At 67.2% G+C, this 12,609-nt stretch carries 12 protein-coding genes and 1 pseudogene; 4 read left to right on the forward strand and 9 right to left on the reverse strand.

Features of this window, described 5'->3' with window-relative positions; genetic code table 11:
* Window positions 1-118 precede the first annotated feature (118 nt).
* Together mutS and DIE03_RS27555 are read left to right on the forward strand one after the other, a co-directional pair.
* Window positions 119-2,776 carry a DNA mismatch repair protein MutS gene (gene mutS / locus DIE03_RS27550; RefSeq protein ID WP_124455428.1) on the forward strand — a complete coding sequence of 886 codons (2,658 nt, stop codon included), beginning with the start codon at window positions 119-121 and terminating at the stop codon, window positions 2,774-2,776.
* Window positions 2,757-4,028, forward strand: coding sequence for a hypothetical protein (locus tag DIE03_RS27555; protein WP_124455429.1), 1,272 nt, complete (start codon window positions 2,757-2,759; stop codon window positions 4,026-4,028). Before mutS ends, DIE03_RS27555 begins: the two co-directional genes overlap by 20 nt.
* Here DIE03_RS27555 and DIE03_RS27560 read toward each other — a convergent pair.
* Entirely contained in the window at window positions 4,008-4,550 is a 543-nt protein-coding gene (locus DIE03_RS27560) for a peptidylprolyl isomerase (RefSeq protein WP_059554208.1), read from the reverse strand. The genes DIE03_RS27555 and DIE03_RS27560 overlap by 21 nt on opposite strands.
* A gap of 32 nt (window positions 4,551-4,582) precedes the next feature.
* Here DIE03_RS27560 and DIE03_RS27565 point away from each other — a divergent pair, with 32 nt between their 5' ends.
* Both DIE03_RS27565 and DIE03_RS39015 read left to right on the forward strand, forming a co-directional pair.
* On the forward strand, window positions 4,583-5,803 hold the full coding sequence (locus DIE03_RS27565; RefSeq protein WP_124455430.1) for a cupin domain-containing protein: 1,221 nt from the start codon (window positions 4,583-4,585) through the stop codon (window positions 5,801-5,803).
* A 56-nt stretch (window positions 5,804-5,859) separates the two neighbouring features.
* A pseudogene (locus DIE03_RS39015) lies at window positions 5,860-6,106 on the forward strand (hypothetical protein).
* Here DIE03_RS39015 and DIE03_RS38410 read toward each other — a convergent pair.
* The 8 genes from DIE03_RS38410 to DIE03_RS27610 all read right to left on the reverse strand — a co-directional run bounded on the left by DIE03_RS38410 (window position 6,014) and on the right by DIE03_RS27610 (window position 12,565).
* Entirely contained in the window at window positions 6,014-6,370 is a 357-nt protein-coding gene (locus DIE03_RS38410; RefSeq protein ID WP_185658230.1) for a hypothetical protein, read from the reverse strand. The pseudogene DIE03_RS39015 and the gene DIE03_RS38410 sit on opposite strands and share 93 nt — an antisense overlap.
* 43 nt (window positions 6,371-6,413) lie before the next feature.
* A complete protein-coding gene (locus DIE03_RS27580) occupies window positions 6,414-7,190 on the reverse strand; it encodes an MBL fold metallo-hydrolase (protein ID WP_124455431.1) in 777 nt (258 codons plus the stop codon).
* A gap of 4 nt (window positions 7,191-7,194) precedes the next feature.
* Complete coding sequence (bamC, locus tag DIE03_RS27585; protein ID WP_124455432.1) at window positions 7,195-8,340, reverse strand: outer membrane protein assembly factor BamC; 1,146 nt, start codon at window positions 8,338-8,340, stop codon at window positions 7,195-7,197.
* Window positions 8,341-8,451: 111 nt separating this feature from the next.
* Window positions 8,452-9,354, reverse strand: coding sequence for a 4-hydroxy-tetrahydrodipicolinate synthase (dapA, locus tag DIE03_RS27590; protein WP_124455433.1), 903 nt, complete (start codon window positions 9,352-9,354; stop codon window positions 8,452-8,454).
* Window positions 9,355-9,400: 46 nt separating this feature from the next.
* The gene (locus DIE03_RS27595; RefSeq protein WP_124455434.1) at window positions 9,401-10,003 is read right to left on the reverse strand and encodes a bifunctional 2-polyprenyl-6-hydroxyphenol methylase/3-demethylubiquinol 3-O-methyltransferase UbiG; all 603 of its coding nucleotides are present in this window, start codon (window positions 10,001-10,003) and stop codon (window positions 9,401-9,403) included.
* An 8-nt stretch (window positions 10,004-10,011) separates the two neighbouring features.
* Entirely contained in the window at window positions 10,012-11,214 is a 1,203-nt protein-coding gene (locus DIE03_RS27600) for a tryptophan--tRNA ligase (protein WP_006487046.1), read from the reverse strand.
* Between the two features lie 8 nt (window positions 11,215-11,222).
* On the reverse strand, window positions 11,223-11,885 hold the full coding sequence (locus tag DIE03_RS27605) for a site-2 protease family protein (RefSeq protein WP_124455435.1): 663 nt from the start codon (window positions 11,883-11,885) through the stop codon (window positions 11,223-11,225).
* 47 nt (window positions 11,886-11,932) lie between these two features.
* The gene (locus tag DIE03_RS27610) at window positions 11,933-12,565 is read right to left on the reverse strand and encodes an L-threonylcarbamoyladenylate synthase (protein WP_069744852.1); all 633 of its coding nucleotides are present in this window, start codon (window positions 12,563-12,565) and stop codon (window positions 11,933-11,935) included.
* Window positions 12,566-12,609: the final 44 nt, after the last annotated feature.

Consider the following 12,609-nt stretch of genomic DNA (forward strand, 5'->3'; position numbering starts at 1 on the left):
GTCAGCACGCGTGGGTTCGCGCGATCGTCCACCCCTGGCCAAACGGCAAACTTCGCGCGTGCCCGCGGAAGCGACTGGTAAACTCGGGCAACCCAAGCAACAACTTCATGCCTGACCTATGACCACGCTGTCGCCCGACGCCTTTGCCGGCCACACCCCGATGATGCAGCAGTACCTGCGCATCAAGGCCGATCATCCCGACACACTCGTCTTCTACCGGATGGGCGACTTCTACGAGCTGTTCTTCGAAGACGCGGAAAAGGCCGCCCGCCTGCTCGACCTGACCCTCACGCAGCGCGGAGCGACGGCCGGCACGCCGATCAAGATGGCTGGCGTGCCGCATCACGCGGTCGAGCAGTATCTGGCGAAGCTCGTGAAGATGGGGGAATCGGTCGCGATCTGCGAGCAGATCGGCGATCCCGCCACGTCGAAGGGGCCGGTCGAGCGCAAGGTCGTGCGCGTCGTCACGCCCGGCACGCTGACCGATGCCGCGCTGCTGTCCGACAAGAACGACGTGTACCTGCTCGCGATGTGCACGGGCCACAACAAGCGCGGCGTCGCGGTCAATGTCGGCCTCGCGTGGCTGAACCTCGCCAGCGGCGCGCTGCGGCTCGCCGAAATCGAGCCCGATCAGCTCGCAGCCGCGCTCGAGCGCATCCGGCCGGCCGAAATCCTGACGCCGGACGGCGCAGTCGATGCCGTGCCCGCAGGCGCGGGCGCAAGCAAGCGCGTGCCGGCCTGGCACTTCGACATCGCATCGGGCACGCAACGCCTGTGCGACCAGCTCGACGTCGCGGGCCTCGACGGATTCGGCGCACACTCGCTGACGAGCGCATGCGGCGCGGCCGGCGCGCTGCTGCTCTATGCGGCGGCCACGCAGGGCCAGCAGCTGCGGCACGTGCGCAGCCTGAAGGTCGAGAACGAAACCGAATACATCGGGCTCGATCCGGCCACGCGCCGCAACCTCGAACTGACCGAGACGCTGCGCGGCACCGAATCGCCGACGCTGTATTCGCTGCTCGATACCTGCTGCACGACGATGGGCAGCCGCCTGCTGCGTCACTGGCTGCATCACCCGCCGCGCGCGTCGGTCGCCGCGCAATCGCGCCAGCAGGCCATCGGAGCGCTGCTCGATGCGCCGGCCAGCGCAAGCCTCGATGCGCTGCGCAGCGCGCTGCGCCAGATCGCCGACGTCGAACGGATCACCGGGCGTCTCGCGCTGCTGTCCGCGCGCCCGCGCGACCTGTCGAGCCTGCGCGACACGTTCGCCGCGCTGCCGGCGCTGCGCGAGCGCATCAGCGCGATCGTCGCGAATGCCGATGCGCTCACGCGCGTCGACGCGGCACTCGCGCCGCCCGCCGAATGCCTCGACCTGCTGACGAGCGCGATTGCGCCCGAGCCGGCCGCGATGGTGCGCGACGGCGGCGTGATCGCACGCGGCTACGATGCCGAGCTCGACGAGCTGCGCGACATCTCGGAGAACTGCGGGCAGTTCCTGATCGATCTCGAAGCACGCGAGCGCACGCGCACCGGCATCGCGAACCTGCGCGTCGAATACAACAAGGTGCACGGCTTCTACATCGAGGTCACGCGCGGCCAGACGGACAAGGTGCCCGACGATTACCGCCGCCGCCAGACGCTGAAGAACGCCGAACGCTACATCACCCCCGAACTGAAGACCTTCGAGGACAAGGCGCTGTCCGCGCAGGAACGTGCGCTCGCGCGCGAGCGCGCGCTGTACGACTCGGTGCTGCAGGCGCTGCTGCCGTTCATCCCCGAGTGCCAGCGCGTGGCATCGGCACTCGCCGAGCTCGACCTGCTCGCCGCCTTCGCCGAACGTGCGCGCGCACTCGACTGGGTCGCGCCGACCTTCACCGACGAGATCGGCATCGACATCGAGCAGGGTCGCCATCCGGTCGTCGAGGCGCAGGTCGAGCAGTTCATCGCGAACGACTGCCGGTTCGGCACCGAGCGCAAGCTGCTGCTGATCACCGGTCCGAACATGGGCGGCAAGTCGACGTTCATGCGGCAGACCGCGCTGATCGCGCTGATGGCGTACGTCGGCAGCTACGTGCCGGCGAAGTCGGCGTGTTTCGGTCCGATCGACCGGATCTTCACGCGCATCGGCGCAGCCGACGATCTCGCGGGCGGCCGCTCGACGTTCATGGTCGAGATGACCGAAGCCGCGGCGATCCTCAACGACGCGACGCCGCAAAGCCTCGTGCTGATGGACGAGATCGGTCGCGGCACGTCGACGTTCGACGGTCTCGCGCTCGCGTGGGCGATCGCACGCCACCTGCTCGCGCACAACGCGTGCTACACGCTGTTCGCGACGCACTACTTCGAGCTGACGCAGCTGCCGGCCGAATTCCCGCAAGCGGCCAACGTCCACCTGTCGGCCGTCGAACACGGCCACGGCATCGTGTTCCTGCACGCGGTCAACGAAGGCCCGGCGAACCAGAGCTACGGCCTGCAGGTCGCGCAGCTCGCCGGCGTCCCGGCACCGGTGATCCGCGCCGCACGCAAGCACCTCGCGTATCTCGAACAGCAGTCGGCGTCGCAGCACACGCCGCAACTCGACCTGTTCAGCGCGCCGCAAGCGGTCGTCGACGATCTCGAATGCGCGGACGCGCCGGCCCTGCCCGACACGCCTCATCCGGCGCTCGACAAGCTGCGCGCCATCGATCCCGACGGTCTCAAGCCGCGCGAGGCGCTCGACCTGCTGTACGAACTGCGCACGCTGGTCCGGTCGCACGATGCCGACGGGCACGCGTAAGCACGTCTCGCCGGGCCGGTCCGCCCGTGTGGCTTCCGCGCTGGTCGCGGCGGTTCTCGCGCTCGCGCAGGCCGGCGCACAGGCTGCCCCGCCGAAACGCACCACCGCGCCCTACTCGTTCGCGGTCGTGTCGGGCGTCGTCAACGCGCCGGCGGACGAACCGTCCGCCCAGCGGCTGCTCGATGCGATCGCGCGCGAGCGCAACCTCGCTTTCGTCGTCTATGCGGGCGATCTCAAGGGTTCGAAGGAAGCGTGCCGCGATTCACTGTATTCACAGCGCGGCGCGATCCTGGATTCGGCGCGCGTGCCGCTCGTGTTCATTCCCGGCCACGACGACTGGCTGACGTGCAACACGGCAGCCGGCGGCGGCTACGACCCGGTCGAGCGGCTCGACTTCCTGCGGCAGACGCTGCTCGCGGATGCGGCGCTGCCCGACTCCGGCGCGCTGCAGATCACGCGGGAAAGCGAAGTCGCACGGTTCCGGCCGTATCGCGAGAACGCCCGCTGGATGCGCGACGACATCGTCTACGTCGCGCTCAACGCACCGGCGCCGAACAATCACTACCTGACGGCCGGCGGCCGCAACGGCGAATTCGAGGATCGCATCATCGCGAACGGTTTCTGGATCGACCACGCGGCCGAATACGCGAAACGGCGCGAAGCGCGTGCGATGGTGGTGATTTTCGAAGGCGATCCGCAGTTCGAACGCTATGAACGCGCGGAACGCTTTGCCTGGCTGCGTTTCAACCGGCCGCGCGTACGCGACGGCTTCCGTGAACTGAAACGAACGCTGGTGAAGGCTGCGGCGACATTCCGCGGCCCGATCCTGGTGATGCACGCGAGCGGCGAACCGCTGGCGAACGGCTTCCTGATCGACCGGCCGCTGCACGGCGACGATGGTGAACTGATCGGAAACGTGACGCGCGTCGCGATCGGACCGCGTCATCCGGCGAATCAATGGGTCAAGGTGAGCGTGTCGCCGTCAAGGCAGACGATCTTCAACGTGAGCCTGCAGGAGGTGCCGAAGAACCTGCCGGTGCCGCCCGCGCTGCCGCTCGTGCCGCACGACGACGTACCGCTGCCACAGATGCCGGAAATCCCCGCGCTGCCGGCGCTGCCCGATTCGTCGTCGGTCGCGCCGCCGCTGCAGGGTGACGGCGCCGCCCCGGGCGGCGCGTCGCGGCCTGCGCCGCCCCCCGCATCGGGGCCGGCGCCCGGCCTGCCTGCAAGCTCAGTGCAGGGTACGCCCTGACGGTGCTTCGCCGTCTTCGTCGTCGTCCTCGTCGACGATCTCGAGCCCTTCCGCGCCGTGCGCGTGCTCATGCTCGATTTCGTCTTCGGTGGCTTCGCGAACGTCCTTCACGGTCAGTGCGAACCGCAGCGCCATGCCTGCCAGCGGGTGGTTGCCGTCGAGCACGACCTTGTCTTCTGCGACGTCGGTGACCGTATAGATCAGCGAATCGACTTCCTCGTCGCCGTCTTCCGGCGTGCCTTCGAACTGCATGCCCACTTCGAGCGGCTCGGGAAAACGATCGCGCGGCTCGATCTTCACGAGTTCGGGATCGTAGTCGCCGAACGCGTCCTGCGGCTCGAGCTGAACCTGCGCCTCGTAGCCCGGCTCGTGGCCGTCGAGCTGTTCCTCGATCTTGGGGAACGTGCCATCATAGCCGCCGTGCAGATAAACCATCGGCTCGTCGCTTTCCTCGATCAGATTGCCCTGTGCGTCCGACAGCTTGTAAGTGACCGACACGACAGTGTTTTTTGCGATTTTCATCCAATTCTCCCAAATACAACTCTCATTATACGATGCGCAACCGGTCTCAAGCCGAACCGCGGGAAGCCGCTGCCGCCCCGCTCGGCGCGCCGCCCTCCGATCTTCCCACACCGCTGCTCGGCGGTCTCACGCCGGCGCAATTCATGCGCGGCTACTGGCAGAAGAAGCCGCTGCTGATCCGCCAGGCGATCCCCGGCGTCGCGTCGCCGGTCTCGCGTGACGCGCTGTTCGAACTGGCTGCCGACTATGACGCGGAATCGCGACTGATCACCCATTTTCGTAACAAGTGGCAACTGGCGCACGGCCCGTTCGAACCGGGCTCGCTGCCGGCCGTCACGCGCAAGGCGTGGACCCTGCTCGTGCAGGGGCTCGACCTGCACGTCGACGCGGCGCGCGCGCTGCTCGACCGCTTCCGCTTCATCCCCGACGCGCGGCTGGACGACCTGATGATCTCGTATGCGACGGACGGCGGCGGCGTCGGCCCGCATTTCGATTCGTACGACGTCTTCCTGTTGCAGGTCGAAGGCCGGCGCCGCTGGCGCGTCGGCGCGCAGAAGGACCTGTCGCTGCAGCCGGACGTGCCGCTGAAGATCCTCGAAAACTTCGAGCCGAGCGACGAATGGGTGCTGGAGCCCGGCGACATGCTTTACCTGCCGCCGCACATCGCGCACGACGGCGTCGCCGAAGGCGAGTGCATGACCTGCTCGATCGGCTTCCGGGCGCCGTCCGCCGGCGAACTGGGCGCCCAGTTCCTGTACTATCTCGCGGAGCGCGGCGGCCTGCGCGACGGCGGCGGCGACGACCTTTACCGCGACCCGAAGCAGCCGGCCGTCGACACGCCCGCGCAATTGCCCCCGGCGATGGTCGAACGTGTCGCCGAGATCGTCGACGCGATCCGCTGGCGCAAGCGCGACGTCGCCGAATTCCTCGGTTGCTACCTGAGCGAGCCCAAGCCGAACGTCGTATTCGACCCGCCGGCGCGCCCGCTGTCCGAGTCCGCGTTCGTCACGCAAGCGTCACGGCGAGGCGTATGTCTCGACAGAAGAGCCGCATTGATGTATAACGCGCGCTCGTACTTCATTAATGGCGAGGAAGGACCGCTCGAGCAGGCCGGTGAATGGCTGCCCGAACTGGCCGATCAACGCCAGATGGAGGCGAAACGGTTTGTAACACTATCCCGGGTTCCCTCGATGACAGCCTTGTTGCACGAGTGGTATCGTGCGGGCTGGATACGGGTCGGAAGCCGGAATTAGTGTGAGTCGCCCCGTATGCCCGTACGGATCAAATTCTGTATGGGAAAGACAACGTATTGACCCCGCATTTGTCGACGGTCGATAGGAAAGTGCATATAATTTCCGCCCAAGCCGTAGGGAAGATTCACGCTCTAAGAAGTGCATCTCCACCAGCGGCCCAGGTCGGTGTTGGAGCACATTACCGGTATTGTTTCGCGCTGTTGCTTACCTTTAACCATAAAAGGACGTGATCATGAAGAAATCCCTCCTCGTAGCTTCCCTGTTGGCTGCTGTTGCACTGGCTGCTTGCAACAAGAGCGCTGACCAAGCTGCTTCGTCGGCTGCAAGCGACGCGGCTGCTGCTGCTTCGACGGCTGCTTCGGCAGTTGCTGGTGCAGCAAGCGACGCTTCGGCCGCTGCTTCGTCGGCAACGGCTGCTGCGAGCGACGCTGCTGCTGCAGTGGCGTCGGCTGCTTCGGCAGCGACGGCTGCTCCGGCTTCGGGCGCAAGCCAGTAAGCCTTCAGCATCAGCTGAAAAAAAACCGGCCCGAGGGCCGGTTTTTTTACGTCTGCCGTTTCGGTACACATCGCCCGGCAGCCGCACGGGGCCGCCGCAGCGGCCCTGCCCCGCTCATCCGAGCATCAGCCAGTCGAAGCCCGCGTCCTGCGAGGCCACGATCACGTCCTCCCCGTCCGTCCCCAGCACGCCGCCGAACGCCCGGCGGGCCAGTTCCGGCAGGTTGTTCTGCTGGCTCAGGTGCGCCGCGACCAGGTGCTTGAGGCGGCTGCGTTCGAGCGACGCGAGGATGTCCGCCGCCGCATCGTTGCTCAGGTGGCCGTGGTTGCCGCCGATCCGCGCCTTCAGCGACTGCGGATAGCGGCTCGCAGCCAGCATCGCGGTATCGTGGTTGGATTCGAGCACCAGCGCGTCACAGCCGCTCAGGACGGCCTTGATGTGCGGCGTGGCCATTCCGACGTCCGTCAGCACGCCGAGCCGGCTGCAGCCGTCCATGAAGACGAACTGCAGCGGTTCCCGCGCATCGTGGGGGACCGTGTAGGGCATCACGGCCAGATCGCGTATCGCGGCCGTCTCGTCGCCCCACAGCACGTGGAGATCGACGTCGGCCTCGTCCGCGCCGACCGCGCGCGCGGTGCCCCAGCTCATATAGAGCGGCAGCGACGCGCGGCGGGCGAGCGTCAGCGCACTGCCGACGTGGTCGCTGTGTTCGTGGGTGATGAGGATCGCATCGAGATCGTCGATGCCGAGATTCAGGCGGCCGAGCCGGCGCTCGACCTCCTTGGCGGAGAAACCGCAATCGAGCAGCACGCGCGTGGTCGTCGTGCCGCTCGAGGCCTCGACGACCAGCGCGTTACCTTCGCTGCCGCTTCCGAGGCTGGCGAATCTCACGCGCTCAGTTCAGCTGAGCTTGCAGCAGCGAGATGATCCGCTGCGCGTCCGACGAGTTGTCGACCTGGCCATTCGCGCCGATCACCGCGACCTGCGTGCCGCTGGCGCCTTGCGCGCGGACGTTGACGAGGTATTCCTTGCCCGGCTTCGCCGCCGACGGGCCGCCGTAGAACAGCTTGCCGAACAGGCCGTCACGCTTGAGCTCTTCCATCGTATTCGCGTAGCGCACGGTGTACACGCCCTTCTCCCGGTCGCGATTGTCGACCGTGAAGTTGGTGCGGTCGAGCGCCAGGCCCACACGCAGCCACGCGCGATCGAACGACTCGGCCAGCTGCAGCGTCGCCGCGCCGCCGCTCGTGTCGCTGACCTGCGCCGGCGCCGTCGCGGAACGTGCGTCGGTCAGCAGCTGCTTCGCCTGCGCGTCGGTCAGGCCGAACTTCTGCATCAGCTTCGACAGGAACACGGCTTCGAGCACCGGGTTGCGCGGACGCTCTTCCCAACGCGACGACGTACCGCCCTGCGGGCCGACCATCATTTCCTCCATCGCGCTGTGCGTGATCGAGATGTCGGTGTTGCCGTCCGACGTGCGGTTCACGAGCGTGCGGAAGCGATCGCGCGTGCCCGACGAGTAGGCGAAATCGATGACCTTGCCGATCGTGCGGCGGAACCAGTCGTCCGGGATATTCGCGCGGTTTTCGGCCCAGTCGGTCGCCATGATGCCGGTCGACGGCGCATCGGTCTTCAGCGAGAAGCCGTTCTCCTGCCAGAACTCCTTCAGGATCGGCCACAGCTGCTCGGGCGTCCGGCCGTCGACGACGAGCCAGCGGCGATCGCCGTCGCGCTCGATATGCATGCCGAGCGGATCCTGCGCGCTCGGGATGCCGTCGGTCGCGTTGCCGGCCTGCGTCGTGACCCGCGGCGGCAGCGTGCCGAGCCCGGCGTTGCTCGGCGGCGCAACGAACTGCTGCGTCGTCGGCACCGGCTTCAGGTCGCTCGGCACGGCCAGCGGCGGCGCCGAACCGGTGTTCTTGTAGTTGACCCGGTCGGGGGCCAGGTAGTCGTTCAGCGTATCGCAGCCAGCGAGCGCGCCCAGCGCCAGCGCCACCACCGACAACTGGATGGCGCGAGAGGAAATGGCGAAACGTTTCATGAAATCCTTCGTCTTGCTAGAACGCTCGTCAGGAGCGGCGCCGGACGGAGCCGGCCGGTGCGGGTTGATCAGGGGTCGAGCCGGCAGCCGCAGGACGCGGCCGCCTCGGCATCAGAGAACGCCGGCCTCGACGAGGGCCGAACGCACGGCATCATGGCAGCGCTCGTCGAGCGCCGTGAGCGGCAACCGGATGCCGCCCTGCATCTTGCCCATCGCCTGCAGCGCCCACTTCACCGGGATCGGGTTCGCCTCGATGAACAGGTTCTTGTGCAGCGACAGCAGCTTCATGTGCAGCGCGCGGGCGGTCTGGACGTCACCGGCCAGCGCCGCGCGGCACAGGTCGCTCATGGCACGCGGCGCGACGTTCGCCGTCACCGAGATGTTGCCGTGGCCGCCGAGCAGCATCAGCGCGATCGCGGTCGGATCGTCGCCGCTGTAGATCGCGAAATGCTTCGGCGCGGCCTTGATCAGGTGCGCGGCGCGATCGATGTTGCCGGTCGCGTCCTTCACGCCGATGATGCCCGGCACTTCCGCGAGGCGCAGCGTCGTCTCGTTCGCCATGTCCGCGACCGTACGGCCCGGCACGTTGTACAGGATCACCGGCAGGTCGACCGCTTCGGCGATCGTCCGGAAGTGGCGATACATGCCTTCCTGCGTCGGCTTGTTGTAGTACGGCACGACCTGCAGCGTCGCGTCCGCGCCGACAGCCTTCGCGTGCTTCGTCAGCTCGATCGCCTCGGCGGTCGAGTTGCCGCCCGCGCCCGCAATGATCGGGATGCGTTTCGCCGCATGCTCGACCGCCGTGCGGATCATCAGGATGTGCTCTTCGACGTTGAGCGTTGCCGACTCGCCGCTCGTACCGACCACGACCAGCGCATCGGTGCCTTCCGCGATGTGCCAGTCGATCAGTTTGCGAAACGCCGGCAGGTCGAGACTGCCGTCTTCGAGCATCGGAGTGACGATCGCGGGGATGCTGCCGCGGATTTGAATGCCGTCTTGGGTGCCGTTAGCCATGAAACGCGATTGAATGTGTACCGGTAAACGTTGAGATTGTAGCGGATTAGCCGGGCAGTTCGTAACGTGGAATTCCCGCCCCCGCCTTCGGGGTCGCGCCCTCGCGCACCGCGCCAAGACGCTGGACGAACGCCTCGCGCGGCGCGGCGACGAAACCGTCCTCGTACGCAACCACCCGGAGGCGGCCGTGCACGGCGTCCAGCAGCTCGCCCGGGGCGAGCAGGAACGCGGGGTTGGACGGTTTGCCGACCGTTTCGTTTCCTTGCGCGAAGGTTTCGTAGATCAGCACGCCGCCCGGCGCCACTGCATCGAGCAGATGGGGCCAGAGCGGACGATGCAGGTAGTTCGTGACGATCACGGCCGCAAACTGCTCGCCGGCCGGCAGCGGCCACGGCGCGCCTTCGAGATCGGCCGCGCGGGCGTCAACGCCGGGAATCGCGCGCAATGCAGCCAGCGCGGCCGGATCGCGGTCGAGCGCGACGACCGGATGCCCGTGCGACGCGAACCAGCGCGCATGGCGGCCGCCGCCCGCGGCGACGTCGAGCACCGCGCCGCCGGCCGGCACGAGCCGCGACCATTGCACGACCCAGCGTGACGGCTCGGCCTGCGCGACGTGGCCGCCCGCGGCGGCGATGACGGATTCGCTCATGCGCGGGATCAGTTGTACGACAGGCCCATCGCGTCGCGCACGTCGCGCATCGTTTCCGTCGCGTACTTGCGCGCCTTGTCGCAACCGTCCGCGACGATCGCGCGCAGCAGCGACGGATCGTCCATGTACTTCTGCGCGCGCTCGAGCATCGGCTGCTGTTCGCGCAGGATGCCTTCGACGACCGGCTGCTTGCAGTCGAGGCAGCCGATGCCCGCCGAGCGGCAGCCCTTCTGCACCCACTCGTGCGTCGCTTCGTCCGTGTAGACCTGATGCAGCTGCCACACCGGGCACTTGTCCGGATCGCCCGGATCGGTGCGGCGTACGCGCGCGGGATCGGTCGGCATCGTGCGGACCTTCTTCGTGATCGTCTCGGCGTCTTCGCGCAGGCCGATCGTGTTGCCGTACGACTTGGACATCTTCTGCCCGTCGAGGCCCGGCATCCGCGATGCTTCGGTCAGCAACGCCTGCGGCTCGACCAGGATGATCTTGCGCGCGCCTTCGAGATAGCCGAACAGGCGCTCGCGGTCGCTCATCGACAGGCTCTGCGATTCCTGCAGCATGGCACGCGCCTGTTCGAGCGCCTCGTCGTCGCCCTCCTGCTGATACGCGTTGCGCAGCTCGTGATAGAGCTTCGCGCGCTTGCCGCCGAGCTTCTTCGCGGCCTCGAGCGCCTTCTCCTCGAAGCCGGGCTCACGGCCGTACAGATAGTTGAAGCGGCGCGCAATCTCGCGCGTCATCTCGACGTGCGGCACCTGATCCTCGCCGACCGGCACGAGCGAGCCGCGATACAGCAGGATGTCGGCCGCCATCAGCACCGGGTAGCCGAGGAAGCCGTAGGTCGACAGGTCCTTGTCCTTCAGCTTCTCCATCTGCTCCTTGTAGGTCGGCACGCGTTCGAGCCAGCCGAGCGGCGTGCTCATGCCGAGCAGCAGCGCGAGCTCCGCGTGCTCGGGCACCTTGCTCTGGATGAACAGCGTCGCCTGCGCCGGATCGATGCCCGATGCGAGCCAGTCGATCAGCACGTCCCATACGTTCTTCTCGATGACCTCGGGAGTCTCGTAGTGCGTCGTCAGCGCATGCCAGTCGACGACGCAGAAAAAGCACGGGTACTCGGACTGCAGCTTCACCCAGTTTTTCAGCACGCCGTGGTAGTGGCCGAGGTGCAGCGATCCGGTGGGTCGCATGCCGGAGAAAATACGTTCTGGGAACATGATTGTCGTTAGAAAAGCGAGGCGAATGGGGACAGGATGGCGCTCAGCACGGCGTAGCCGACGTTGACGAGCGGGCGCAGCCAGAAATTCGTCAGCACGCCCGTCGCGACCAGCGCGAGGACGATGATGAAACCGTACGGCTCGATGCGCGACAGCGCGATCGATTGCTTCGGCGGCAGCAGCGCCGCCAGGATGCGGCCGCCGTCGAGCGGCGGCAGCGGAAACAGGTTCAGCACGCCGAGCACGAGGTTCGCGCTGACGCCGGCAAACGCCATCCGCGTGAAGAACGGCTCGTCGACGCCGACGGCGGGCAGCACGAGCGTCAGCACGCCCCAGACCAGCGCCTGCGCGAAGTTGCAGGCCGGACCCGCGAGAGACACCCACAGGCTGCCCCAGCGCGGATTGCGCAGGTTGCCGAACGAAACCGGCACCGGCTTCGCATAGCCGAACAGGAACGCACCGCCCGTCAGGAAGTACATCACCAGCGGGATCGCGATCGTGCCAAGCGGATCGATGTGGCGCATCGGGTTGAACGACACGCGGCCCATCACGTAGGCGGTGTTGTCGCCGAGCAGGCGGGCGGCGTAGCCGTGCGCGGCCTCGTGCAGCGTGATCGCGAAGATCACGGGCAGCGCGTAGACGGCGATCGTCTGTATCAGGGAAGCATCCATATCGCGTTATTGTAACAAGCGCACTCGCGCAAAAATGAACGGCCCGCTCAGGCGGCCGAGAGGCCGAACGGTTCCAGCGCGCCGCGCCCCGCGCGCACGAGCTCCGGCTCGTCGCCGGTCAGGTCGATCACCGTCGACGGTTCGCGCGGGCACGCGCCGCCGTCGATCACGAGGTCGACCTGCTTCTCGAGCCGCGTGCGGATTTCCTCGGGATCGTTGAGCGGCTCGTCGTCCGGCGGCAGGATCAGCGTCGTGCCGAGCAGCGGCTGGCCGAGCGATTCCAGCAGCGCGAGCGTGATCGCATGGTCGGGCACGCGCAGCCCGATCGTCTTGCGCGACGGGTGCGACAGCCGGCGCGGCACTTCCTTCGTCGCCTGCAGGATGAATACGTAGGGGCCCGGCGTCACCGACTTGATCTGCCGGTACTGGCGGTTGTCGACCATCGCGAAGTTCGCGAGCTCCGACAGGTCGCGCACGAGCAGCGACAGGTGCTGCTTCTCGTCGAGGCCGCGAATCCGGCGCACGCGCTCGACCGCATCCTTGTCGTCGAGATGGCACGCGAGCGCATAGCTCGAATCGGTCGGCATCGCGATCACGCCGCCCTTGCTGACGATCTCCACGGCCTGCTTGATCAGGCGCGGCTGCGGATTATCCGGATGAATCCTGAAGAACTGGGACATGGGGGCACGTAAAGGGGGAGGAATCGGCAACGCACGGCGGCGGC

Origin of the sequence: Burkholderia sp. Bp8992 (genome assembly GCF_003853705.1) — a bacterium.
Taxonomy (GTDB): domain Bacteria; phylum Pseudomonadota; class Gammaproteobacteria; order Burkholderiales; family Burkholderiaceae; genus Burkholderia.